Consider the following 23,131-nt stretch of genomic DNA (forward strand, 5'->3'; position numbering starts at 1 on the left):
CCTCGCCCCTGGAGAACCAGCTCGCCATGAACGATCTGATCAACGCGGTCAGCCTGGGCACCTCCATCGGCAGCCTGATCGGCACGGCGATCGGCGGGCGAACTTGTTGAGGTTCGCGGCCGTCTCTGACCCTGATCAAGTGCCTACATCGAGGCGATGAGCCGATCCACGCGTTCGTCCACCGAGCGGCACGGGCACCGCTTGCAGAGCACGGTGCGTCGCGCCTGAAACCACGAACTACATCGAAGCGATCAGCCTGTCGACTCGTTCGTCCACCGAGCGGAACGGATCCTTGCAGAGCACGGTGCGCTGCGCCTGATCGTTCAGCTTGAGGTGCACCCAGTCGACCGTGAAGTCACGGCCCGCCTCCTGGGCGGCGGTGATGAAATCGCCGCGCAGTTTGGCCCGGGTGGTCTGCGGCGGGGTGTTGACCGCGTTGTCGATGGCCTCGTCCTCGGTGATGCGCTTGGCCAGACCCTTGCGCTGCAGCAGGTCGAAGACGCCGCGGCCGCGCTTGATGTCGTGGTAGGCCAGGTCCAGCTGGGCGATCTTGGGATCGGACAGCTCCATGTTGTAGCGGTCCTGGTAGCGCTGGAACAGCTTGCGCTTGATGACCCAGTCGATCTCGGTGTCGACCTTGGCGAAGTCCTGCGCCTCGACCGCGTCCAGGGTGCGGCCCCACAGGTCCACCACCGCGTCCACCTGCGGATCGCGGTCGCGATTGCGCAGATGCTCCACGGCGCGGGCGTAGTACTCGCGCTGGATGTCCAGGGCGCTGGCCTGCCGGCCACCCGCCAGCCGCACCGGACGGCGCCCGGTCAGGTCGTGGGAGACCTCGCGGATGGCCCGAATCGGGTTGTCCAGGGCGAAGTCCCGGAACGCGACCCCGGCCTCGATCATCTCGAGCACCAGCGAGGCGGTGCCGACCTTGAGCATCGTGCTCGGCTCGGCCATGTTGGAGTCGCCGACGATCACGTGCAGGCGGCGGTACTTCTCGGCATCGGCGTGCGGCTCATCGCGGGTATTGATGATGGGCCGCGAGCGCGTGGTCGCCGAGGAGACGCCCTCCCAGATGTGTTCCGCGCGCTGCGAGAGGCAGAAGGTGGCCGCCTTCGGCGTCTGGAGCACCTTGCCCGCACCACAGATGAGCTGCCGGGTCACCAGGAACGGCAACAGCACGTCGGAGATGCGGGAGAACTCGCCGGCGCGCACCACGAGGAAGTTCTCGTGACACCCGTAGGAGTTGCCCGCGGAGTCGGTGTTGTTCTTGAACAGGTAGATGTCGCCGCCGATGCCTTCCTCGGCGAGACGCTGTTCGGCGTCGATGAGCAGATCCTCCAGGACCCGTTCACCGGCGCGGTCATGAGTGACCAGCTGCACCAGGCTGTCGCACTCGGCCGTCGCGTACTCCGGATGCGAACCGACATCGAGGTAGAGCCGGGCGCCATTGCGGAGGAACACGTTAGAACTACGGCCCCAGGAAACTACCCGGCGGAAAAGGTACCGGGCCACCTCGTCAGGACTCAACCGACGGTGACCGTGGAAGGTGCACGTCACCCCGAATTCGGTTTCGATCCCCATGATTCGTCGCTGCACCCTATCGACATTACAGCGATACGCTGCCCGATAAGGGCGCTGTGAGAGACATGGTGCAAACGTATTCACAACGATTTAGCACGGGATGCAACGCCGCACGGGCCGTAGCCAGCGAAAAGGCAAGTCCCCTTTGCACTCTGCTGTGCAGACTGCAAACACTCAGGTGAGGCGAGTGCGAGCCCGCCGGCGCCGGATCGGCGGGGGCGGCGCGGCGGCCGGGGCGGGCGAGCGGGCCCGGATTTGTGAGCGTCCCGACACCCGGTGCGGGAAAACGAATCCGGGTCGCGCACCGGGAATCCGGGGCGGGTGCGGCGCTTTCCGGACCGCGCGCCGAATTGCGCGCGACCCGAATTTCAGCATGTGGGATCCGATGCGGGACGGCGTCGAAAATCCCCGGTCATCCGAATGCGGTGGATGACCGGGGATTGCGCGAATTCCCTATGCCTGGGACGGATCTCCGCCCGTGGGCTTGTCCGCTTCGGCGGCGGCCTTGGCGCTGGGTGCCCTGCCGGTGATCAGCTCCTGCAGAGCGGCGCCGGTGATGCGACGGAACGCCCGTCGCGGCCGGGCCTGTTCGAGGGTGGCGACCTCGAGTGAGGAGCCCGCCACCCGCTTGTCCTTGTCGGCGCCCTCGGGTGTCGCCTTGGCCAGGGCCGCCACCGCGACCGAGACCGCGTCGTGCAGGGGCAACCCCGGCTTGTACGACCCCTTGAGCGCGGTGACGATCGGGTCGGTGTTGCCGCCCATCACCACGAATTCGCGCTCGTCGACAATGGATCCGTCGAAGTTGATCCGGTACAGCACCGAGTTGGACTCGGCCTCCGGATACCCGACCTCGGCGACGCAGATCTCCACCTCGAAGGGCTTGAGCTGATCGGTGAAGATCGTGCCGAGGCTCTGCGCGTACAGGTTGGCCAGGAACCGGCCGGTGACATCGCGCCGGTCGAACTGGTACCCGCGCAGGTCGGCCTGCAGGATGCCGCCCCGACGCAGGCTCTCGAACTCGTTGTACTTGCCGACCGCGGCGAACCCGACGCGGTCGTACAACTCGCTCACCTTGTGCAGGGTCGCCGACGGGTTCTCCGCGACGAACACCACGCCCTTGTCGTAGACCAGCACGAGGACGCTTCGCCCGCGCGCGATGCCCTTGCGCGCGAGTTCGGTCTTGTCGCGCATGATCTGTTCGGCGGATGCGTAATACGGCAGTGTCATGCTTGCGCATCCCCCTCTTCGTCGCCACGCGCGGCCACGATCCCGCGCGTGATCTCGGCCAGCCGGTCCTCCGACACCTCAACGGCGCCTTCGGAATCGATGACGATCGCCGTCGGATAGATGCCCCGCATGGTGTCGGGGCCACCGGTGGCGGTGTCGTCGTCGGCGGCGTCGAACAGGGCTTCCACGGCGATGCTCAGCGCCCGGTCCTGATCGATGCCCCGGCGATAGGTCTTCTTCAGCGACGACTTGGCGAACAGCGAGCCGGAACCGACAGCGGTGTAACCGAATCGCTCTTCGCTGCGGCCGCCGACCACGTCATAGGAGATGACGCGCCCGGACTTGTCCGGGTCCGGCTGGTCGGGGTCGTACCCGACCAGCATCGGCACCACCGCGAGACCCTGCAGGGCCGCGGGGAGGTTGTCGCGCACCATCTTCGAGAGTTTGTTGGCCTTGCCGTCGAAGGTGAGGGGCACCCCCTCGATCTTCTCGTAGTACTCGAGCTCCACCGCGAACAGGCGGATCATCTCGATCGCCATGCCCGCGGTGCCCGCGATGCCCGCCGCGGAGAAGGTGTCGGTGATGTACACCTTCTCGATGTCACGGCTGGCGAGCAGATTGCCCTGTGTCGCACGGCGATCGCCCGCGATCAGCACGCCGCCGCGGTAGCTGACCGCGACGATGGTGGTGCCGTGCGGCGCGATGTCGGACGGCGCACCCGAACCGGATGCGCCGTCGACCCGGAAATCGTTGCCGGGCAACAGTTCCGGTGCGTGGAGCCGGAGATATTCGGAGAAGGACGAAAGAGCGAGCCCCATCTGGCTGCGCAAGGGGTCGCCTGAGGTCACTGGCCGCCCTTCTGAACGTAGGCGCGCACGAAGTCCTCGGCATTCTCCTCGAGGACGTCGTCGATCTCGTCGAGCAGGTCGTCGGTCTCCTCAGCCAGTTTCTCGCGACGCTCCTGCCCCGCAGCACCGTCCCCGACGGGCCCCTCGTCCTCGTCGCCACCACCGGCGCGCTTGGTCTGCTCTTGTGCCATAGCAGCCGACCTCCTCTGTGATCATCGGCGAGCATCGGAAAAAGCCGGTGCCCGTGCACCCAACAGTACCCAGCGACGACCGCAACATGCCGGATTAACCGCAATGCCGTCTTTCCGCGACCTTCCGGCAGCCTTGCGGGGTACGGCCCCGAAGCACGGAAAGTTCTTCGGGGGTAACCCCTCGAACCCTCGAAAAAGTAGGTCGAGCGCCCGGTTCGGCGCCGCCGGGCGCCGCCGGCGAACACCCCGGAAATTAGGGGCTATAGGGGGTGAACCCCACCTCGTGCGCGGTGCCGGCGCCGGACAGCGCCAGGGTTCCCGCGACCGCGCGCCGCGCACGCGAACGCGGTGCGGGGCGCTCGGCCCGCACCGCGTGACGCCACTCGGGTATCGCTCAGCGAGTGAGCTGTTTCACCAATTCCGCGGCGGTGGACACCCCGTCCAGCAGCTGCCCCACATGGGTTTTGGTGCCGCGGCGCGGCTCGAGGGTGGGGATGCGGACGAGCGAGTCGCCGCCCAGATCGAAGATCACCGAATCCCAGCTGGCCGCGGCGATGTCGGCGCCGAAGCGGCGCAGGCACTCACCGCGGAAGTAGGCGCGGGTGTCGGTGGGCGGGTTGGTCATCGCGTCCAGGATCTGCTGCTCGGTCACCAGTCGCTGCATGGATCCGCGCGCCACCAGGCGGTTGTACAGGCCCTTGTCCAGGCGCACATCGGAGTACTGCAGGTCGACCAGGTGCAGCTTGGGCGCGGACCAGGTCAGGCCCTCGCGCTGGCGCATGCCTTCCAGCAGGCGGAGTTTGGCGGTCCAGTCCAGCAGGTCGGCGGTCTCCATCGGATCGCGCTCGAGCAGATCCAGGACGTGGGCCCACTTCTCGATGACGTCCTGCACCCGCGGGTCGTCGTTGCCCTCGCGGTCCATGAACTTCTCGACCCGGTCGAGGTAGATGCGTTGCAGCGCAAGGCCGGTCAGTTCCCGGCCGTCCGCGAGCGCGACGGTCGCGCGCAGTGTCGGGTCGTGGCTGATCGTGTGCACCGCGGTCACCGGGCGGGCCAGTTGCAGATCGGACAGGTCCTCCCCCGCCTCGATCAGGTCCAGCACCAGGGCGGTGGTGCCGACCTTGAGGTAGGTGGCCCATTCGGAGAGGTTGGCGTCGCCGATGATCACGTGCAGCCGGCGGTACTTGTCGGCGTCGGCATGCGGTTCGTCGCGGGTGTTGATGATGCCGCGCTTGAGCGTGGTCTCGAGCCCGACCTCGACCTCGATGTAGTCGGCGCGCTGGGACAGCTGGAAGCCCGCGGTGTCACCGGACTGGCCGATGCCGACGCGACCGGAACCGCAGACGACCTGGCGCGAGACGAAGAACGGGGTGAGCCCGACGATGATCTGGTTGAACGGGGTGTCCCGGCTCATCAGGTAGTTCTCGTGGGTGCCGTACGAGGCGCCCTTGCCGTCGACGTTGTTCTTGTACAGCTGCATGCGCGGCGCACCGGGCACGCTCGAGGCGTAGCGGGCGGCGGCGTCCATGACCCGCTCGCCGGCCTTGTCCCAGATCACCGCGTCCAGGGGGTCGGTGACCTCGGGGGCGGAGTACTCGGGATGGGCGTGATCGACGTAGAGCCGGGCGCCGTTGGTGAGGATCATGTTCGCCGCCCCGACCTCGTCGGCGTCGATCACCGGCGCGGGCCCGTTGAGCCGCCCCAGATCGAATCCTCGCGCGTCGCGCAGGGGTGACTCCACCTCGTAGTCCCACCGGGTGCGTTTGGCCCGCGGTACGCCTTCCGCCGCGGCGTAGGCGAGCACCGCCTGGGTCGACGTGAGAATCGGGTTGGCCGACGGCTCCGAAGGCGTCGAAATGCCGTACTCGACCTCGATTCCGATAATGCGCTGCATGGCGTCGAGCCTAGGCGACGCGGCCGCGAATGGTGGCCGCCTGGGCAACGGCGCACCTCGGGGGCAGGTCATCCTCTGGTCGCACCGCCGGTCGTTCTGCCGGTGGATCCGCGCCGACCTGCCGCGTCGGCAGAATATTCGGCATGGCCGAACCGGTACCCGCTCCGCAGCTCGCACCCCGGACCACCACCGACACCGGGTCGAAACCCGTTCCGGCCGAGCCGCGTTCATCGCGACTGGCCGCCCTGGACGTCCTGCGCGGCATCGCCATCCTGGGAACGCTGGGCACCAACGTCTGGATCTTCACCAACATCAGCGGTCTCCCCGGATACATCTCCCGCACGGACGAGCCCGAGGGGATCTGGCTGTGGGCCGAGCGGTTCCTGCAGCAGCTGGCGCAGGGCAAATTCCTGGGTCTGCTCACCATCATGTTCGGCATCGGGCTCGCGATCCAGCAGCGCTCGGCCGCCCGCGGCGGCCGGCCGTGGCCCGGCAAATACCCGTGGCGGGCCGGGCTGCTGTTCCTGGACGGCCTGCTGAACTTCCTGTTCGTGGCCGAATTCGATGTCCTGATGGGATACGCGGCCACCGGCCTGGTCGTGGCGTTCGTACTGGCGACGAGTCCCCGGGCGCAACGCCGCTGGCTGTGGATCGCCGCCGGCATCCACACCGCGCTGCTCACCCTGCTGGCCGTCGTGGTGGCGCTGGCCGCGATATCGGGTTCGGGACAGGATGATTCGTCGTCCTCCGATGTGCCGGACCCCAATCCCTATGCGGATGGGTCGTTCTGGGATCTGGTGCTGTTCCGCCTGGACAACGCGCTGCTGTTCCGCGTCGAGGCGATCGTCATCTTCCCGCTGTGTATCGCGCTGTTCCTGCTCGGCGCGCGACTGTTCGCCGCGGGCGTCTTCGAACCGGGCGGGGCGCGAATCCGCAAGCGCCTCATGATCATCGGTTTCGCCGTCGCCGCACCCCTGGACCTGGCGCTGGGCATGGCCGGCGGGACCCTGATCCTGTTCACCCGCTACGGCATCGCGCCGTTCGTGGCGCTGGGCATCCTGGCGCTGGTGGCCGAGTTCTACGTGCGCCGGCCCGCGCCGGGCGTGGTCGGCAGGCGGTTCGCCGAGGTGGGGCGGATGGCGCTGAGCTGCTACATCCTGCAGAACCTCGTCGCGGGGGCCATCTGCTACGGCTGGGGACTGGGCCTGGCCGCGGAGTTCACCGGTAATGCCCGGGTGCCGTTCACGGTCGGGGTCTACCTGGTGGTCAGCGCGTTCATGCTGATCTTCGCGCACCTGTGGCTGCGCCGCTTCGACAAGGGCCCGGTGGAGTGGCTGTGGAACGCGAGCTACCGGGCGCTGGCCGAGCGCGGCGGCGCGCGCACCGCCTAGCGCGGTACGGCCCCTCCGCGGGCATCGGCGCGATCGCGCGCCGGTGCCCGCGCTCGTTCCGGACTACTGCGCGCGCACGGCCTCGGCGCGCGAGATCAGCTCGCCGACGACGGTGTCCCGGGACATGGGGACGTCGAGGCTGCGGGCGTTGCCCTCGATCAGCGCGAGCACCGACTCGGTGAGGATGCCCTCGACCTGTTCCGAGGTCAGGGTGGCCTCGGCGCGCCAGCTGTTGACCACCCCGTCGACGAAGCCGACCATGCCGAAGGCCATGGGGCGGGCGCGGTTTCGATCCAGTCCGAACCCGGCGAGGGTGTCGGCGAACAGGTCCGCCAGCTGGCCGCCGATGCGGTCGCGGGCGCCCGCGACCGCGCGCGAGGACTCGCCCTGGGGGTCGGCGGTGGCCAGGAAGCGATGCAGGTTCGGGTGCCGCTCGACCCAGCCCACGTAGGTGCCGACCGCGCCGCGCACCGCGTCCTTGAGGGTCCCGTCCGGGCGCAGGCGTGGAAGCAGTTCGGCCAGTAGCGATTCGAGGATGTGGCGGCGGATCTGCTCGTCGAGATCGGCGCGGCCGTTGAAGTGCCGGTACACCACCGGGCGCGGCACCTTGAGCTTGTCGGCGATCTGCTGCACCGAGATGTCGGTGCCGTTGGCCTCGATCACCGTCAGGGCGGCGTCGAGCATGTCGGCGCGGCGGCGGGCCTTGTGGCCGTTCCAGCGGGTGCTGCGGCCGTCGGCTGCCGCGGACGACGTGCGTGCGCTGGTTCCGGTCACCCGGCTCACGATACCCACCTGTCCATTGACCGATACATCGTGTACCACTAATCTGAGTGTAACAGGTTGTATCAGTAACTTGAGTCAGGAGCCGTCATGGGCGACGACGCATCGGTGACAACGGCCGCACCACTGCCCCGCGAGGCCTTCGCGCAGCGCCTGCTGCTCGGATCGGCGAAGAAGTCCTACGACCCCGTGGTCGACATCGACTGGAACGCACCGCTGGATCCGGACAAACTCTTCCTCCCGCCCGAGGTGATCTCGCTGTACGGCACGCCGCTGTGGGAAGCCATGAGCGCGGAGCAGCGCCGCGAACTGTCCCGCCAGGAGCTGGCGAGCGTGCTCTCGGTGGGCATCTGGTTCGAGAACCTGCTCAATCGACTGCTGTTGCGCGAGCTCATGAACGGCGATCCGACCTCACGGCACAGCCACTACACGCTCACCAAGATGGGCGACGAATGCCGGCACATGATGATGTTCGGCAAACTCATCGACCGCATCGAGGCGCGGCCGTACTGGCCCAACCGCTACGAGCGCCTGGTGATCAGCTCGCTGCAGCTGTTCCTGCGCGGGCCCATGGTCTGGGTGGGCGCGCTGGTCGGCGAGGAGATCTTCGACGCCATCCAGCGGCGCACCCTCGACGACGCGGAGCTACAGCCGATCGTGGCGCGCGCCATGCGTATTCACGTCACCGAGGAGGCGCGGCACATCGGTTTCGCCCGCGACGCCCTGGCCCGGCGCGCACCGACCATGACCGCGGCCGAGCGCGCGTACACGCGGATGTGCGTGGCGATCGCCGCGCCGCTGTTCGTGCATCTGATGACCAACTGGCACATGTACGTTCGCGCCGGCATCGAGGACGGCCGGGGCGCGCGGCGGATGGCCCGCGCCAATCCGCACGCCCGCCGGGCGCTGGGGATCGGCGCGGCGAATCTCGGTGCGTTCCTGGACAAGCAGGGGCTCATCGGGCCGATCGGCAAGCGCGTCTGGCAGCGCAGGGGGCTGCTGTGAGGCGCTTCGGCGGACGGCGGCGGGCGCGGGCGGACAGGTTCCCGCGTTCGGGCGGGGCGGACCCGGTCCCCGAACTCGAAGCCGGACCGGAGTATTCGGGCCCGGCCCTGCTCGACACCCCCGCCGGGGATCTTCCGGTGACCGTCGCCCTGAACGGCCATCTGGACCCGATAGACGGCAGATTCCATTGGTACGGCCGGGTTTCCGCGCCGGAGCACGTGGATCTGCCCGATCCGGGTCGCGGTCAGGTGTTCCTCATGGTGCCGGGAGGTCTGCCGGCCCGGGCCGTGCTGCAGGAGCGCGACCCCTGGGGCAACCTGCGAATAGCGGGCGAGGGCGCGCCGCCGTTCCCCCTGGAACCGACGCCCGCCCACTAGCTCCGCACCGCACCGAGACCCGCCGCGGCGACCGTGCCCGCCGCCGGATCTAGTCGCGCAGTCCGATGAGATCGGCCATGGCCGCGACCGAGTAGTCGAACAGCGGCCCGGCCGGGTCCATGCTGCCCACCAGTTGGCCGGTGAGTTCGAAGCCGACCAGGCCGAAGAGCTGGGTCCAGGCCACGACCATGCGGGCGATGTTCGCCTCGGGTACCCCGGGGGCGAATTGCGCCGCCAGCGCGGCGGTCTGGGCGGCGAGTTCGGGTGCGAGCGGTTCGGAGCCGACCGCGAGGGCGTCGTTCTCGACGGCGGCGCTCAGGATGCCGAGTGCGGCCAGGGGCACCCGGGCGGCCGGCGCGATCGTGGTCTGCGGGGCCTGGTAGCCGGGCACCGGCGAGCCGTACAGCAGCGCGTACTCGTGCGGGTGCGCGATTCCCCAGTCCCGCACCGCGTTCGACGCGGCGATCCATTGCGCGCGCGGGGTCCGCGCCGCGCGGACGGCGTCCTCCACCGCCGAGCCGATGGCGTTGTACGCCTCGATGATCAGCGTGGTGAGCAGCTCGTCGCGGCTCGGGAAGTAGCGGTACAGCGCCGAGGAGACCATGCCGAGTTCGCGGGCGATGGCCCGCAGCGAGAGCGCGGCCGCGCCGGATTCGGCGAGCTGGCGCCGCGCGGCATCGGTGATCTCGCGGGTGATCTCGACCCGGGCCCGTTCGCGGGCGGTACGTGGCGCGCTCATGCGAACAGTGTGCCACATTCGGAGCACCGACCCTTTTCGAGAGCACTGCTCTTGACAATGTGCGGAGGTTCCGCGCACACTGATCACATCAGAGAGCACCGCTCTCGAAGAGTGAGAGGGAAGACCATGAACGACACCGCCGCCACCCGCTACATCCTGCCCAGCGGCCTGGATCCCATCATGAATCGCGTGTTCAACCTGCTGCCCAAGCTCGGCATCAGCGTCCTGGGCTCCCGCCTGCTCGCGGTGCGCGGCCGCAAGTCCGGCGAGTGGCGGACCACGATGGTCAACATCCTCGACTCCGACGGTAAGCGCTACCTGGTCGCCCCGCGCGGGCACACCCAGTGGGTCCGCAACCTGCGCGTCGCGGGTTCGGGCGAGCTGCGCCTGGGCCGCAAGGTCGAGACCTTCGCCGCGGTGGAGATGCCCGACGCCGACAAGGTCCCGGTCCTGCGCGAGTACCTCGAGCGCTGGGGCTGGGAGGTCGGCCGCTTCTTCGAGGGCCTGACCAAGAACGCCACCGACGCCGAATTGGCCGCGATCGCACCGGGTTTCCCGGTCTTCGAGATCATCCCGGCGCCCCAGACCGCCCGGTGACTCGGTCGCGGGCGGTCACACCCGATACGCCCGGGCAGTCGAACCGAGCCCGGCCGCGCCGATCGGAGTCGTCGGCGGCACGACCCGGTCGCGGATCGTTCCCGGATGGCCGGCGGGATTGCCGCCGCGATGACGGCGTGTCCTGGGCCGGTTCGGCGCCGGTGCGGGTCGGGGTCAGCGCGGCGGTGCTGGAGGCGCCCGCGGGCACCGTGCCGATGGCCGCCTCGACGGCGTCGTACTCGGCGAGCCGGCGCATCTCCCGCGCCAGAACTTTGATCGCCTGCCCGGGCCGCCATCGCCGCCGGACCGCGCCGGCCGGCGCCGCGGTCGTACCTCGCCGCCGCAAGTCGAGGAGGTGTGTCGGAAGCGGTGCGATGTTCGCCGCAGCTGCGCAATTCAGTGCAGCACGTCGGCGGCGTACGCAGCGGCTCAGCGCAGGGTGTCGAGGGCTTCCTCGCTGCGCGCGACCACGGCCTTGCCGTCGTCGGTGATGACGATCGGGCGTTCGATCAGCCGGGGGTGGGTGGCCAGGGCCTCGACCCAGCGGTCGCGGTCGGCGGGGGTGCGGCCCCAGGACGCGACGTCCAGTTCCTTGGCCTCGGCCTCGCCGGTGCGGGTGATGTCCCACGGCTCGAGGCCGAGTTTGCCCAGCACGGCGCGGATTTCAGCGGCCGTGGGCGGGTTGTCGAGATAGCGGCGCTCCACGTAGCCGGCGCCGGCGTCGTCGAGCAGCGCCTTGGCGGTACGGCTCTTCGAGCACTTCGGGTTGTGCCAGATTTCGGTTGCCATGCCGGGCAGCCTAGTCAGCGGGCGGACGCGGGTCAGACCCAGTCGACGACCCAGCGGTAGGGGCGCATCCAGTACAGCCCGGAGTCGGGAACGGGTCCGTTCCAGCGCTGTTCGAAACGGCCGAGTTCCCAGCGGAATTCGGGTGCGGGATCGCCCTCGTGGATTTCGCGCAGATGCAGCTTCCAGGTGTTGAGCATGAGCGGCACGGCCTGCGGGTCGTTCTCGAACGCCCACTCGATGGTGCGCGCCATGAGGGTGTCGACCGCGTGGTTGGCGGCGTGCCGGTCCCCGGTGCTGAGCGAGTGCAGGAAGGCCGCGACCAGGTTGTAGGCGATCGCGTCGTGGACCGAGGTCTGCCCGTTCTCCAGCGCCCAGACCCCGAGGAAGGTCGCGCTCTGCTCGTCGATCCACACCGCGTGCGCCTCGCCGACGCGGTTGTCGAAGATGAGCGCCATGAGCAGGCCCAGCACGGCCTTGCCCGCGATCAGCGGATCGGGTTTGCCGGTGGCGAAGGCGTCGTCGACGAGCGCGCGGTAGGCGGCCGCGGCGATGCCGGGGCGTTGCGCGTCCAGCAGGGCGTCGGCGGTCTCCCCGCCCGCGACCTGGTCGGCGGGCGGCTGGGCGGGCCCGGTGACCTGCTGGGCGCCGGTGTCGGAGATGCGCAGGTACTCGGTGGCCTGCGGGTCGGCGGGCGCGGCGGCGGCCGGGCCGGACGCGGCGGGCGGCGGATCGGACTGCACCTTGTCCAGGTATTCCAGTGCCTCACGGGCGAATTCGTTGTCGCGGCCGCTGAGCCATTCCCGGCCGGCGCTCAGGGTCTCGAGCAGCGGGCCGGGGACGTCGTGTTCGATGGCCGCGCAGACCGCGTAGTACCCGTAGGAGCGGTGTTCGTCGTGCCCCTCGCCCTCGGCGATGAGCAGTTGCGCGTATTTGATGGCCAGGTCGTGCCGCTCGATGTCGCCGAGCAGGGTGCACGCGGTCATGGCGGCCATGAGGACTTCACCGCTGTCGCCGTGGCCGCGCCGGATCTCGATGCAGCGGTCGGCCATCACGACCGCCGTCTCGGCCCGGCCCAGCTGGGTCGCGGCCTCCACGGCCATGGAGTACATGGTGGACAGGGTGGCGGGCGGGATGTCGGCGGGAAAGCGGGCCGGGCCGTGTTCGGCCAGATTCAGGGCCTGATCGAACTCCCCGGCCGCGAACGCCGAGCGGAACCGGTAGGACACGACCCACCCGTAGTCCTTGGGATCGGGTGCGGTGGTGAGCGCGTCGTCGAACGCCGTCAGTCGTTCCAGCGCCTCCCCCGCGCGGCCCGACTCCAGCATCCCGCTCGCCTCGTTCATCACTTCGACGAACGCGTTTCGATCCATGGGCACTTCGCCTTCCACCTCTATCAGGCCCGGATCGTATGGCTACCCGGGTGATGGGCGCGGGCAGTGAGGGAAAGGTCATAGTTTGAGCGCGCGTCGTATGACTATGCGCACGTAGAACCCACCCCACCCGTTTACCCCCGCTCACTCCTGACCTCAATCACCGTTCCCCGCAACGCGTTTGCCGGTGCGAGTTCTTCCGAACACGCTACCCTCCGAACGCCGTCCGGGTCGGGTGGGGCGGCGGCTCATGCGGGCACGCGGTCCAGGAATCCGTGCACACGGTCGATTCGCCCGTCAACCAGGGTGATCACGTCGAAGCCGATCACCAGCGGTTCACCGGCGCCGGGCGCGCCCAAAGTCCAAGTGAACCGGGCGATGTCGTGGTGCCCGTCCACAGCCCCGAGCCCGAATTCGAGTCCCGCGAACCGCTCCCGCGCCCCCGAGATCATGTCGTCGATCTCCGCAACCCCCCGGACCCGAACCAGCGGGTCGGTGAACTCGGCCTCCGCGGTGTACAACTCGCCGATACGCGCCCGCCGCACCCCCGCATCCCCTTCGTTCCAGATGTCGATGTACCGCCGCGCGATGCTCTCGTATTCGCTCATGCACCAAGCATCTTCGCCCGAGGGTGTGACGTCGATTACGCCTCGGGTAAAGCCAGACGCCCCGGGCGCAGTGATCGCACGAGCGCGGCGACGGCGCCTCACACGTCGAAGTACAGGTCGAACTCGTAGGGGTGGGGGCGGATCGCTATCTCGGCTATCTCGGTCTCGCGCTTGAGGGCTATCCACGTCTCGATGAGGTCGTCGGTGAAGACGTTGCCCCGGGTCAGGTAGTCGTGGTCGGCCTCCAAGCGGTCGATCACCGCCTCGAGGCTCGCGGGGGCCTGGGTCACCTCGGCAGTTTCCTCGGGGGTCAGTTCGTAGAGATCCTTGTCTATGGGGAGGGCCGGTTCGATCTTGTTCAGGACGCCGTCGAGGCCGGCCATCATCATCGCCGCGAAGGCGAAGTAGGGATTGCTCGAGGCGTCGGGGCAGCGGAATTCGAGGCGTTTGGCGTTGGGATTGGCGCCGGTGACGGGAATTCGGACCGCGGCCGAGCGATTGCGCTGGCTGTACACGAGATTGACGGGCGCCTCGTACCCGGGGACCAGGCGTTTGTAGGAATTGACGGTGGGGTTGGTGAAGGCCAGCAGCGACGGCGCGTGGTGCAGGATGCCGCCGATGTAGTGGCGGGCCATATCCGACAGGCCCGCGTAGCCGGACTCGTCGTAGAACAGGGAATGGCCGTCCTTCCACAGGGATTGGTGCACGTGCATTCCGGAACCGTTGTCGCCGAACAGCGGTTTGGGCATGAAGGTGACGGTTTTCCCGCCCTGCCAGGCGGCGTTCTTGATGATGTATTTGTAGAGCATGAGGTCGTCGGCGGCGGCCAGGAGCGTGTTGTAGCGGTAGTTGATCTCCGCCTGCCCGGCGGTGCCGACCTCGTGATGCCCCTTCTCCAACTCGAATCCCGCCCGCTGCAGGTGCGTGCACATCCGATCGCGCAGATCGACGTCGGCGTCGTAGGGCGCGACCGGGAAGTACCCGCCCTTGGGCCGCACCTTGTACCCGCGATTGGGACTGCCGTCGATATTGCGCTTGGACCCGGTGTTCCAGCTCCCCGACGCCGAATCCACCCGATAGAACGCCCCGTTCATCCCGGTCTCGTACCGCACCGAATCGAAGATGTAGAACTCCGCCTCGGGCCCGAAGTACGCGGTGTCCGCGAGCCCGGTGCTGCGCAGGTAATCCTCGGCCTTGCGCGCCACATTGCGCGGATCGCGGCTGTACGCCTGACGGGTGTGCGGATCGTGCACGAAACAGTTGATATTGAGCGTTTTGGCGGTCCGGAACGAATCCAGCTGCGCGGTACGCAGATCCAGCAGCAACAGCATGTCGGATTCGTGAATGGCCTGGAATCCGCGCACCGACGACCCGTCGAAGGCGATGCCCTCGTCGACGAGTTCGGCGCCGAACATCGACGCCGGTATGGAGAAGTGCTGCTGCACCCCCGGCACGTCGCAGAACCTGACGTCGACGTATTCGACCTGTTCGGCGTCGATGAAATCCTGTACTCCGCTGACGCTGGGGGTGATCACGGCGGGCTCCCTCACGGCCGCATCGCGCCCCGATCGGACGGCCCAGCCGGGTACCGGCGGTCCTCGTGTCCATCAACGATACGTCCGCGCCACACCGCTCCGTTGACGAATCAGTTTGTGCAACAAGATCATTCGACGCGCACGACCCCGCCGATCGCAGGCCACGTCCGGCCCCGCAGCACCGTTGCGGGCACTACGCGCACCTGGAACTCACCCCGCGATCCCCCTTTGGTCATGTGCACAAACGCGACCCCGCAGATCTTCGCCATTGCCACTGGTCCCGACCCATCTTTGTGCGGTGTGCTGGATGACACCGAGGGCCGGGGTGCTCTCGATCACAGTCGAATCAGAGGTAGGTCGTGAGTTCAACAGAGGTAGCGGCGGTGCAGCCGCGGACGCTGTGCGAGGCGTTTCAGGCGAACGTGGCACGGTACCCCGAGGCGGTCGCCCTGCGAACGCTCGGCGGCGCCGAGTCGCACACCTGGCGCGAGTACGGGCAGCGCGTTCGATCCATCGCCGCCGGTCTCGCGGCCCTGGGCGTCGGCCGCGGTGACACCGTCGCACTCATGATGACCAACCGCCCGGAGTTCCACCTCTGCGACACCGGCGTCCTGCACACCGGCGCGACGCCGTTCTCGGTCTACAACACCAATCCGGTGGACCTGCTGGCGTACCAGTTCGGCAATGCCGGGAACAAGGTCGTGATCTGCGAGGAGCAGTTCGCGCCCCAGGTCCTGGCCGCGGTCGCCAAGGCCGCCACCCAGGGCGCGATCGTCGAGCACGTGATCTGCATCGACGGCGAGCCCGCCGGCACCACCACTCTCTCCGCCCTGGAGTCGGCCCCGAAGCCCGGCTTCGATTTCGAATCCTCCTGGCGCGCGGTCGATCCCGAGGATCTGCTTACGATCGTCTACACCTCCGGTACCACCGGTCCGCCCAAGGGCGTGGAGCTGACCCACACCAATTTCCTCGAGAACGCCCGCGTGATCGACGAATTCGGCGGCGGCGGCCCCGAGGACAAGGTGGTGTCGTACCTGCCCGACGCGCACGCCGCCAATCGCTGGTTCGCGCACTATCTCTCGATGACCACCGGCGGGCAGATCACCACCTGTCCCGTTCTCGGGCAGGTCGCCGAGGCGCTGCTCGAGGTGCACCCCTCGGTGTTCCTGGGCGTGCCCCGGGTGTGGGTGAAAGTCAAAGCGGCCCTGGAGGATCGCTTCCGGGCCGAACCGAGCCCGCTCAAGCGCCGCCTGGTCGACTGGGCCATCGCCACCGGCCGGGCCCGTGCCCGCGCGGTGTCCGACGGCCGCCCGCTGTCGGCGTTCGAGACCGTGCGCTTCCGCCTCGCGGATCGCTTCGTCCTGGCGACCATCCGGGAACGCCTGGGCCTGGACAAGGTTCGCGTCGCGGTCACCGGCGCTGCCCCGATCCCGCGCGACACCCACGAGTTCTTCCTCGGCCTCGGCCTGCCGCTGTGCGAGGGCTACGGCATGACCGAATGCACCGCGGGCGCGACGGTCAACCGCCCCGAGCGAGTCAAGATCGGCACCGTCGGCACCGCGCTGCCGGGCGCCGAGGTCTCGATCGCCGCGGACGGTGAGGTGCTGGTACGCGGCCGCATGGTCATGCGCGGTTACCGCAACGCCCCCGACAAGACCGCGGAGACGATCGACGCCGACGGCTGGCTGCACACCGGCGACGTCGGCGAGATCGACGCCGAGGGCTTCTTGAAGATCGTCGATCGCAAGAAGGAACTCATCATCAACGCCGCGGGCAAGAACATGTCCCCGACCAACATCGAGAACACCGTCACCGAGAGCACCCCGCTGGCGGGCACGGTGGTCGCGATCGGCGAGGGCCGGTCCTACAACACCGCTCTCATCTGCCTCGATCCCGATCTGGTCGCCGCCTTCGCCGAGCGCAATCAGCTATCGGATCGCAGTATCGCGGCCCTGGCGCAGGATCCGGTGGTGCTGGCGAGCGTGCAGGAGGGCGTGGACGCCGCCAACGCCAAGCTGTCCCGGGTCGAGCAGATCAAGAAGTTCGTGGTGCTGCCCGACGTGTGGGCCCCGGGCAGCGAGTGCCTCACCGCCACCGGAAAACTTAGGCGCAAACCGATAGCTAACGCCTACGCGGCTACTATCGACTCGCTGTACGGGTAGTAGGAGAGTTATGCAGGGGCGAATCGGGGACAGGGCGCTGGAACAGCTGTACCGGCGGGCGGTGACGGTGCGGGAGGAATTCCAGGGCGCGCTGCCGCCGTACCGGACGCTGCCGGAGCCCTTGGTGGCCAGCGGGGTCGAACGCGGGATCAAGCTCAACGTGGATCTGTTCTTCGACTTCCTGCGCAGCGGGGTGACACCGTCGGAGGCGGACACCCGCGAGGTGGTCGAGATCGCGCTGGGCCGGGTGCGCGACGGCGAACCGCTGGAGGAGGTGCTCGGCAGGTACCGGATCGGCGCGGAGTACATCTGGGGCGGGATCCGGGCGAGCGCGAGCGCGGAGGAGCAGCAGACGCTGACCGACTCGGCGCTGGCGCTGATCCAGTACATCACCCTGCTGACCACCCGGATCGCGACCGCGTACGTGCAGCACGCCCACGATCCGCGGTGGGAGCTGCTCGAGCGCCGCCGCGCGATCGCCGACGCGCTGCTGACCGGCCGCGATCCGATCGAGTGGGCGGACGAACCGGCCATCGCGGTCCCCGACGCCTTCCTGATCGCGGCGTTCCGGCTCGCCCCCGCGCGCGGCGGCGACACCAGCGAGCTGCGGCATCGCGTCGAGGCAATCCCCGGCGTCTTCCTGCGGATGGACAGCGGCGGCTGGACCGCGCTGCTGCCGCTGCAACCCGGCGACGACGGCACCGCCGCCATCGCCGCCCTGACCGCCCGCCTGCTCCCGGCCCATCCCGCCGGGCACGTACCCCCCACGAGCACCGCGCCCGCGCGGCGGGCCGAGCAACCGGGCGCGCGGATCGTGCGCAAGGGCGATCCGGCGGGACGCACCACCCCGCCCGCGCCGTTCTGGGTGGGGGTGGCCGGCGCCCATTCCCGGGCCGATATTCCGGCCCGGTTCACCGAGGCGCGCATGCTGGCCGAACTCGGCCGCTGCCTGGATCGGCCGCAGATGCTCTGCCGCAGAGACGATCTCATGTTCGAGTACACGATCGCGGCGGGCGATTCGGCCCGTCCCGGACTGGCCGCGGTCCTGGCTCCGCTGGACGCGCAGCCGATGCTGGCCGACACCCTGGAGGTGTTCGTCGACACCGGGTTCAACCAGCTGGCCACCGCGCGCCTGCTCAATATCCATCGCAATACGGTCACCTACCGCCTCGCCCGGGTGCACGAACTCACGGGCCTGGACCCGCATCGGCCCACCGACGCCATGACGCTGTCCGCGGCCCGTATCGCGCGCTGCCTGGAGTCGGCGTCCTTCACCCCGTAACCGGGCGCTCGCGCCGCGCCGGCGTCGGCGGCACAGTTGCCCGCGCCGCAAGCCCGGACAGTTATCCGAACACGCCAATATTTGATCTAGAAGCAGTCCGCCGAGCTCGCCGCCGGGGCGAACGAACGTTCGAACTTCCAGTTGAAGCCGGGTAGCCGATCCCGAGTCCTCGTCGAATCAATGTCCCAGACAATAGAATTCGATGTCCGCGACAACTCTTCGGATCCGCCCGCAATCACCCCCGATGTCCATAATTCTCAGCAATCTTCTCCCCGCCACCCCCTCCCCCGGTGATCGACCGCGTGACACACTGAGACACCGATCCTCGGAGGTATTCCATGCCCGAACCGCGCCAGGGTGGACTCCGGCGGCTGCGCCGACGTGCCGATTCCGACACGACCGGACAGCCGCCGGTTCGTGCGTCGGTCCGCAACGCCAAGATCGCCACGCTGCCGGTCGCCTACGCGGCGCGGCGCGCGGGCGGCGTGGGACGGCGCGCGCTCGGCCGCTCGGCGCGGGAGGTGGAACTCGACATCCAGGCCCGCACCGCCCAGCACATGTTCCAGGTGCTCGGTGAGCTCAAGGGCTGCGCGGCCAAGCTCGGGCAACTGCTCGCCCTGTACGAACTGGCCCTGCCCGCCGAACTCGGCGCGCCCTATCGCGAGGCGCTGAGCCGGCTCCAGGATTCGGCCCCGGCCATGCTGCCCGGCGCGGTGTGCGCGGCCATGTCCGCGAGCCTCGGCCCGGACTGGGAGACCCTGTTCACCCGTTTCGACACCCGCGCCTGCGCGGCGGCCTCGGTGGGTCAGGTGCACCGCGCGGTGTGGCACGACGGGCGCGCGGTCGCGGTCAAGATCATGTATCCGGGTGCCAGACAGTCGGTGCACTCGGACCTCGAACAGATCCGCCGGCTCGCCCCGCTGGCAACGGTTTTCGCGCCCGCCGCCGACACCCGCGCACTGGCCGCGGCGCTGTCGGAGTGCATCACCGAGGAACTCGACTACGAGACCGAGGCGGCCACCCAGCGCGCGTTCGCCGACGCGTACGCCGGCGACCCGGATTTCGTGGTGCCGCGGGTGGTCCACCAGCGGGGTGACGTGCTGATCAGCGAATGGCTCGACGGCATTCCGCTGCCGCGCATCATCGAGTCGGGCGCCCAGCGGGAGAAGGACCGCATCGGGTTGCTGATCGCCCGGTTCGTCCTGTCCTCGGGGGTGCGGACCGGACGGCTGTACACCGATCCGCATCCGGGCAACTTCCGGGTGCTGCCCGACGGACGGGTCGGCGTGATGGATTTCGGCGCCTGCCCGGTCTCGCCGGCCGAGTTCCCCACGCTCGTGGGCGATATCGGGGACGCGGCCTTCAACGGCAGCAACGATCAACTCCTCGAGGTGCTGCGGCGCTACGGATTCGTGCGCACCGACCGCGATTTCGACATCGCGGCCCTGCGCCAGATCACCTTCGAGATTCGCGAGCTGTTCTATCACCGCGAGGTGCGCCTGACCACGCCGTGGCTGCGGCGACAGGTGTTGCGCGCCACCGATCTACGCTTGACCAACGTGTGCCGGGAACTGACCTCCGCCCCCGAGTACACCCCCATCGGGCGGGCCATCGTGGCCACCGCCGGGGTGCTGTGCCAGCTGGAGGTGCAGGGCCCGCTGCGCGCCGAACTGCTCACCTACATACCGGAATTGGCCGATCCGCTGGAGCGCTTCCTGCTCGGCGAGGCTCCCGCGCCCGTGCGGCGCCTGGTCGCGGTCACAGATGCATCCGTCGCGGTCACAGATGCATCCAGTTCGGCCACGCCTTCGACCACGGTTCCTTCCGCCCCGTGCACTTCCAGATGGTGACGTCCTGGGTATTGCCCGGGAATCCGATGCGGGTGTCCACCTTGCCGACCGGTTCGACGCGCTCGAACTGGGTGCGCAGCAGCACCTCGTAGCCGCCGACGGCCAAGACGGCGGTGGCGTCGTCCGGCGGTGCGCCGAAGTAGCCGAAACCGCGGCTGGGGCTGTAGATGGGCGGGAGTTGATCGCGGCCGAATTGATCCAGAGCGGCCGCCTGCCAATAGGTGTCGGTGAGGATGACCGCTCGCGACTTCTCCTCCGGCGGCAGCGCGTCGTAGACCCGGATCACCTCGTCCGTGAGTTCGTGCCAGCCGAAGGAGCCGTACACGCCGATATTGATCGCGGCCTCGGCGTCGTCGGCGGGCGGGGTGATGTCGTCGGCCGGTCGCCAGGGGGTGGAGTAGAGCACGAAAGCCGTTGCGGCCAGGGCGAGGAGCGCGGTGGCCACGGTCAGCACCCGCCGCCCCACCGCGGGGATCCGTTCGGCGGTGGTGACCAGGGCGACCGCGCCCGCGGCGATCATCACCCCGTACATGCCCGCCGCGTAGTAGATACGGCCGCCGGTGACGAGGAAGGCCACGAACAGCAGGATCAGGGTCGCGCCGAGAAAACGGTAGGGCCGCAACAGGTCCCAGGTCAGCAGCGCCCACAGCCCCCAGAGCAGCAGCAGTGCGCCGAGGAATCCGGCCAGGCTCACCGACATCGGCACGAACAGCAGCCGTCCGCCCAGGATGTCCTGTTCCCCGGCGATGATGCGGCCCATCTCGAGCTGTGGCCAGTCGTGGTCGCGCTGCCACAGCAGTTCGGGCACGGTCGTCAGCACCGCGATGACCCCGCCCGCCCACAGCAGCGGGCGGCGCACCAGATCGCGGGGCCCGAACACCAGGCTGCTGATCGCCACCGCGATCCAGAAGAACGGGATGAGCCATTTGACCTGCAGATCGAGCGCGGTCACCAGGGCCGCGGCCAGCAGCAGCCAGTCCTGACGGGTCCGCACCCAGCGCACCACCAGCCAGGTGATGATCACCCACAGCGCGGTGTCGATGGCGTTGGTGGTGAGCATCGCGCCCTGCAGCAGCAGGAACGGCGAGGTGGCGTAGCCGAGGGCGGCCAGCACCTGGGCCCAGCGCCCGCCACCGAATTCGCGGGCGAGCATGGCGCACAGCACGATCGCGGCGACGGTCAGCAGCACCGCGGGCAGGCGCAGGGCGAAGTACGAGCCCGGGGCGAGGATGTCCATCAGCCGCGAGAGCAGCGGGAGCACCGGGCCCTGGTCGGCGTAGCCGAACGCGGGCCGCCGGCCCGAGGCGAGGAAGTACAGTTCGTCGCCGAAGTATCCGTAGCGCGTGGCGGAGAGCAGCAACACCACAGCAGCGGGGATGGCGACGCCCGCGACCCACCACCACGCCATGCCGATCTGTTCTTCCACCGCCGCATGTCGGCCCGAGGAACCGGGGGGTCCGGGCTGGGCCGGACGATCAACCACGTCGGTCATCGGCACACTCCTCGCGGGCAGGGCACTGGACTTCAGCAAATCTACAGCTTCCATCCGATGCCGGAGCCCTGCGAAACAGGTGGGATTTCGAACCGGTACCCCGGCCACACCCCGCACGGCAGGGAACACGCGGGGCCACCCACCGCCGCGGCCTATACTTGCGCGCGTATGCCGCTGCCGTACAACATCTTTCAGGCAAGGAGTGTGGCCATGACCGCCCAGCCGCCCGAGCCCAACCCCTTCGGAACCCCCACCACGACCGGACCGCAGCCGATCCGCGGCTACCAGGGCTTCCTCAACAGGATCATCCGAGTGCTGCTGAAGGTGCCCGGCCCGGCCGGCGTCGTCGGCAAACGCCTGCTGATCCTGCACGTCGTCGGGCGCAAGTCCGGCCGGGTCTACGACGTCCCGCTGGCGTACACCCGGCACGAGGGCGACCTGCTCATCGGCACGGCCGACCACCCGTGGGTGCGCAACATCCGCAAGGATGTCCCGCTCGAGTTCACCGCGGGCGGCCCCCGGCGCACGGCGGACGCCGAGGTGCACACCGACAGCGAGTCGGTCATGCGCCTGTACGAGGTCGTCGCCCGCGACAACGCCCGCAACGCGACGTTCAACGGGATCGGCTTCGATCCCGACGGCTCACCGAACAAAGCGGACATCTACCAGACCTGGCAGCAGGGCGGCGTCGTCATCCGCCTCACCCCGCGCTGAGGCGCGGCATCGCCGCCCGCCGACGCGCGGCACGAGGCGCACACACCCGGCGACTGGAGGCGGTCGGCGGCGTGCTCGGCGCGTAGGCGAAGGAGGGAAGCCCGCCCGGGAGTGGTTCGAGTCGCGAAGACAAGGCGTCCGGATCCCGTCCGGCCCTGGCATCGGAAGCTGCGCGGCCGACCACATGGGCGTCGCGTTTTCCGCGACGCGACCGGAGCAATCCGAGCGCGTGTCGCGTCAGTCCGCGATACGCGCCTGCACGTAGTTCTCGGCGGACAGCGCGACGAGCACCTGACGCACGCCCGGCGGCGCCCACGAGGCCGACGCGTCCTGCCCGACCACCGGGTCCACGAGCCGCACGACCCGCCCCCGGGTCTGGAAGTCGAAGCTGCCCGCCGCTCGAATATTCTTGAGCCAGTCCACGTTCCGCCCGTAGGTGAGGGCGATCCGATAGCCCCCGTCGCGTTCGAACACCATGACCGGGACCGAGTAGGCCCGCCCGGAGTTGCGGCCGACGTGCCGCACGATCCCGAACCCCGGCGCGACCCGCGCCAGCACCCCCAGCACCGGGTTGGTGACGCGCCGATTGAGCTCGGCCAAAGCCTGAGGCAGCGGCATGATCACGTCCTCTCTGACGAAAACGGTTGCGCCCCAGAGGCTACGCCGCCTGGCCGCGCGCGGCGGGCGAGTGACGCCGAA

At 69.0% G+C, this 23,131-nt stretch carries 21 protein-coding genes; 8 read left to right on the top strand and 13 right to left on the bottom strand.

The features are described from left to right. Positions 1 to 237: 237 nt before the first annotated feature. The 5 genes from pafA to dop all read right to left on the bottom strand — a co-directional run bounded on the left by pafA (position 238) and on the right by dop (position 5,741). Positions 238 to 1,596, bottom strand: coding sequence for a Pup--protein ligase (gene pafA, locus ACWDOP_RS26595; RefSeq protein WP_454202198.1), 1,359 nt, complete (start codon positions 1,594 to 1,596; stop codon positions 238 to 240). 438 nt (positions 1,597 to 2,034) lie between these two features. Then, a complete protein-coding gene (gene prcA / locus ACWDOP_RS26600) occupies positions 2,035 to 2,808 on the bottom strand; it encodes a proteasome subunit alpha (protein WP_456347209.1) in 774 nt (257 codons plus the stop codon). Continuing rightward, a complete protein-coding gene (prcB, locus tag ACWDOP_RS26605; RefSeq protein WP_454202273.1) occupies positions 2,805 to 3,626 on the bottom strand; it encodes a proteasome subunit beta in 822 nt (273 codons plus the stop codon). Before prcB ends, prcA begins: the two co-directional genes overlap by 4 nt. A gap of 26 nt (positions 3,627 to 3,652) precedes the next feature. Then, a complete protein-coding gene (locus ACWDOP_RS26610) occupies positions 3,653 to 3,847 on the bottom strand; it encodes a ubiquitin-like protein Pup (protein ID WP_067536347.1) in 195 nt (64 codons plus the stop codon). A gap of 394 nt (positions 3,848 to 4,241) precedes the next feature. Next, positions 4,242 to 5,741 carry a depupylase/deamidase Dop gene (gene dop, locus ACWDOP_RS26615; RefSeq protein WP_454202200.1) on the bottom strand — a complete coding sequence of 500 codons (1,500 nt, stop codon included), beginning with the start codon at positions 5,739 to 5,741 and terminating at the stop codon, positions 4,242 to 4,244. Positions 5,742 to 5,884: 143 nt separating this feature from the next. Between dop and ACWDOP_RS26620 the strand changes: the two genes are divergently transcribed. Next, positions 5,885 to 7,132 carry a DUF418 domain-containing protein gene (locus tag ACWDOP_RS26620; protein WP_456347210.1) on the top strand — a complete coding sequence of 416 codons (1,248 nt, stop codon included), beginning with the start codon at positions 5,885 to 5,887 and terminating at the stop codon, positions 7,130 to 7,132. Positions 7,133 to 7,195: 63 nt separating this feature from the next. On the opposite strand, the gene ACWDOP_RS26625 is transcribed toward ACWDOP_RS26620, so the two are convergent. Then, positions 7,196 to 7,906 (bottom strand): TetR/AcrR family transcriptional regulator, encoded by a 711-nt coding sequence (locus tag ACWDOP_RS26625; protein ID WP_454202202.1) that lies wholly within the window; start codon positions 7,904 to 7,906, stop codon positions 7,196 to 7,198. Between the two features lie 96 nt (positions 7,907 to 8,002). Here ACWDOP_RS26625 and ACWDOP_RS26630 point away from each other — a divergent pair, with 96 nt between their 5' ends. Together ACWDOP_RS26630 and ACWDOP_RS26635 are read left to right on the top strand one after the other, a co-directional pair. Further along, positions 8,003 to 8,917, top strand: a complete 915-nt coding sequence (locus ACWDOP_RS26630) for an AurF N-oxygenase family protein (RefSeq protein ID WP_456347211.1) — start codon at positions 8,003 to 8,005, stop codon at positions 8,915 to 8,917. Further along, on the top strand, positions 8,914 to 9,294 hold the full coding sequence (locus ACWDOP_RS26635) for a DUF4873 domain-containing protein (protein WP_456347212.1): 381 nt from the start codon (positions 8,914 to 8,916) through the stop codon (positions 9,292 to 9,294). The genes ACWDOP_RS26630 and ACWDOP_RS26635 overlap by 4 nt, the downstream gene beginning before the upstream one ends. Positions 9,295 to 9,343: 49 nt before the next feature. Here ACWDOP_RS26635 and ACWDOP_RS26640 read toward each other — a convergent pair whose 3' ends face one another. Beyond that, the gene (locus ACWDOP_RS26640; RefSeq protein ID WP_454202205.1) at positions 9,344 to 10,033 is read right to left on the bottom strand and encodes a TetR/AcrR family transcriptional regulator; all 690 of its coding nucleotides are present in this window, start codon (positions 10,031 to 10,033) and stop codon (positions 9,344 to 9,346) included. Positions 10,034 to 10,159: 126 nt separating this feature from the next. On the opposite strand from ACWDOP_RS26640, the gene ACWDOP_RS26645 reads away from it, so the two are divergent. Beyond that, positions 10,160 to 10,630, top strand: coding sequence for a nitroreductase family deazaflavin-dependent oxidoreductase (locus ACWDOP_RS26645; protein WP_456347213.1), 471 nt, complete (start codon positions 10,160 to 10,162; stop codon positions 10,628 to 10,630). 429 nt (positions 10,631 to 11,059) lie between these two features. Here the strand turns inward: ACWDOP_RS26645 and ACWDOP_RS26650 are convergent, their stop codons facing one another. The 4 genes from ACWDOP_RS26650 to glnA form a co-directional block, all read right to left on the bottom strand. Continuing rightward, positions 11,060 to 11,419: an arsenate reductase family protein gene (locus ACWDOP_RS26650; RefSeq protein WP_456347214.1), complete on the bottom strand. Its 360-nt coding sequence runs from the start codon at positions 11,417 to 11,419 to the stop codon at positions 11,060 to 11,062. Between the two features lie 32 nt (positions 11,420 to 11,451). Beyond that, positions 11,452 to 12,789, bottom strand: a complete 1,338-nt coding sequence (locus tag ACWDOP_RS26655) for a hypothetical protein (protein ID WP_456347215.1) — start codon at positions 12,787 to 12,789, stop codon at positions 11,452 to 11,454. 248 nt (positions 12,790 to 13,037) lie between these two features. Next, positions 13,038 to 13,397, bottom strand: a complete 360-nt coding sequence (locus ACWDOP_RS26660) for a nuclear transport factor 2 family protein (RefSeq protein ID WP_456347216.1) — start codon at positions 13,395 to 13,397, stop codon at positions 13,038 to 13,040. 98 nt (positions 13,398 to 13,495) lie between these two features. Continuing rightward, positions 13,496 to 14,932 carry a type I glutamate--ammonia ligase gene (gene glnA / locus ACWDOP_RS26665; protein WP_456347217.1) on the bottom strand — a complete coding sequence of 479 codons (1,437 nt, stop codon included), beginning with the start codon at positions 14,930 to 14,932 and terminating at the stop codon, positions 13,496 to 13,498. A 359-nt stretch (positions 14,933 to 15,291) separates the two neighbouring features. Here glnA and ACWDOP_RS26670 point away from each other — a divergent pair, with 359 nt between their 5' ends. The 3 genes from ACWDOP_RS26670 to ACWDOP_RS26680 all read left to right on the top strand — a co-directional run bounded on the left by ACWDOP_RS26670 (position 15,292) and on the right by ACWDOP_RS26680 (position 20,226). Then, the gene (locus tag ACWDOP_RS26670; RefSeq protein WP_456347218.1) at positions 15,292 to 17,094 is read left to right on the top strand and encodes an AMP-dependent synthetase/ligase; all 1,803 of its coding nucleotides are present in this window, start codon (positions 15,292 to 15,294) and stop codon (positions 17,092 to 17,094) included. Between the two features lie 10 nt (positions 17,095 to 17,104). Next, positions 17,105 to 18,376 carry a PucR family transcriptional regulator gene (locus tag ACWDOP_RS26675; protein WP_456347219.1) on the top strand — a complete coding sequence of 424 codons (1,272 nt, stop codon included), beginning with the start codon at positions 17,105 to 17,107 and terminating at the stop codon, positions 18,374 to 18,376. A gap of 338 nt (positions 18,377 to 18,714) precedes the next feature. After that, positions 18,715 to 20,226: an ABC1 kinase family protein gene (locus ACWDOP_RS26680; protein WP_456347220.1), complete on the top strand. Its 1,512-nt coding sequence runs from the start codon at positions 18,715 to 18,717 to the stop codon at positions 20,224 to 20,226. Here ACWDOP_RS26680 and ACWDOP_RS26685 read toward each other — a convergent pair. Next, positions 20,156 to 21,718, bottom strand: coding sequence for an ArnT family glycosyltransferase (locus ACWDOP_RS26685; protein ID WP_456347221.1), 1,563 nt, complete (start codon positions 21,716 to 21,718; stop codon positions 20,156 to 20,158). The two genes, ACWDOP_RS26680 and ACWDOP_RS26685, sit on opposite strands and share 71 nt — an antisense overlap. Positions 21,719 to 21,928: 210 nt before the next feature. Between ACWDOP_RS26685 and ACWDOP_RS26690 the strand changes: the two genes are divergently transcribed. Then, a complete protein-coding gene (locus tag ACWDOP_RS26690) occupies positions 21,929 to 22,432 on the top strand; it encodes a nitroreductase/quinone reductase family protein (RefSeq protein WP_456347222.1) in 504 nt (167 codons plus the stop codon). A 237-nt stretch (positions 22,433 to 22,669) separates the two neighbouring features. Here the strand turns inward: ACWDOP_RS26690 and ACWDOP_RS26695 are convergent, their stop codons facing one another. Beyond that, positions 22,670 to 23,050: a nitroreductase family deazaflavin-dependent oxidoreductase gene (locus tag ACWDOP_RS26695; RefSeq protein ID WP_454202216.1), complete on the bottom strand. Its 381-nt coding sequence runs from the start codon at positions 23,048 to 23,050 to the stop codon at positions 22,670 to 22,672. Positions 23,051 to 23,131 lie beyond the last annotated feature (81 nt).

The sequence above is a fragment of the Nocardia sp. NPDC003693 genome (assembly GCF_053981095.1).

Excerpts from the sequence above, each read along its gene's own strand:
- prcA (WP_456347209.1), bottom strand. The coding sequence starts at position 2,808 with ATGACACTGCCGTATTACGCATCCGCCGAACAGATCATGCGCGACAAG.
- prcB (WP_454202273.1), bottom strand. The coding sequence starts at position 3,626 with ATGGGGCTCGCTCTTTCGTCCTTCTCCGAATATCTCCGGCTCCACGCA.
- ACWDOP_RS26610 (WP_067536347.1), bottom strand. The coding sequence starts at position 3,847 with ATGGCACAAGAGCAGACCAAGCGCGCCGGTGGTGGCGACGAGGACGAG.
- dop (WP_454202200.1), bottom strand. The coding sequence starts at position 5,741 with ATGCAGCGCATTATCGGAATCGAGGTCGAGTACGGCATTTCGACGCCT.
- ACWDOP_RS26620 (WP_456347210.1), top strand. The coding sequence starts at position 5,885 with ATGGCCGAACCGGTACCCGCTCCGCAGCTCGCACCCCGGACCACCACC.
- ACWDOP_RS26630 (WP_456347211.1), top strand. The coding sequence starts at position 8,003 with ATGGGCGACGACGCATCGGTGACAACGGCCGCACCACTGCCCCGCGAG.
- ACWDOP_RS26640 (WP_454202205.1), bottom strand. The coding sequence starts at position 10,033 with ATGAGCGCGCCACGTACCGCCCGCGAACGGGCCCGGGTCGAGATCACC.
- ACWDOP_RS26645 (WP_456347213.1), top strand. The coding sequence starts at position 10,160 with ATGAACGACACCGCCGCCACCCGCTACATCCTGCCCAGCGGCCTGGAT.
- ACWDOP_RS26650 (WP_456347214.1), bottom strand. The coding sequence starts at position 11,419 with ATGGCAACCGAAATCTGGCACAACCCGAAGTGCTCGAAGAGCCGTACC.
- ACWDOP_RS26655 (WP_456347215.1), bottom strand. The coding sequence starts at position 12,789 with ATGGATCGAAACGCGTTCGTCGAAGTGATGAACGAGGCGAGCGGGATG.
- ACWDOP_RS26660 (WP_456347216.1), bottom strand. The coding sequence starts at position 13,397 with ATGAGCGAATACGAGAGCATCGCGCGGCGGTACATCGACATCTGGAAC.
- ACWDOP_RS26675 (WP_456347219.1), top strand. The coding sequence starts at position 17,105 with ATGCAGGGGCGAATCGGGGACAGGGCGCTGGAACAGCTGTACCGGCGG.
- ACWDOP_RS26680 (WP_456347220.1), top strand. The coding sequence starts at position 18,715 with ATGCCCGAACCGCGCCAGGGTGGACTCCGGCGGCTGCGCCGACGTGCC.
- ACWDOP_RS26685 (WP_456347221.1), bottom strand. The coding sequence starts at position 21,718 with ATGACCGACGTGGTTGATCGTCCGGCCCAGCCCGGACCCCCCGGTTCC.
- ACWDOP_RS26690 (WP_456347222.1), top strand. The coding sequence starts at position 21,929 with ATGACCGCCCAGCCGCCCGAGCCCAACCCCTTCGGAACCCCCACCACG.
- ACWDOP_RS26695 (WP_454202216.1), bottom strand. The coding sequence starts at position 23,050 with ATGCCGCTGCCTCAGGCTTTGGCCGAGCTCAATCGGCGCGTCACCAAC.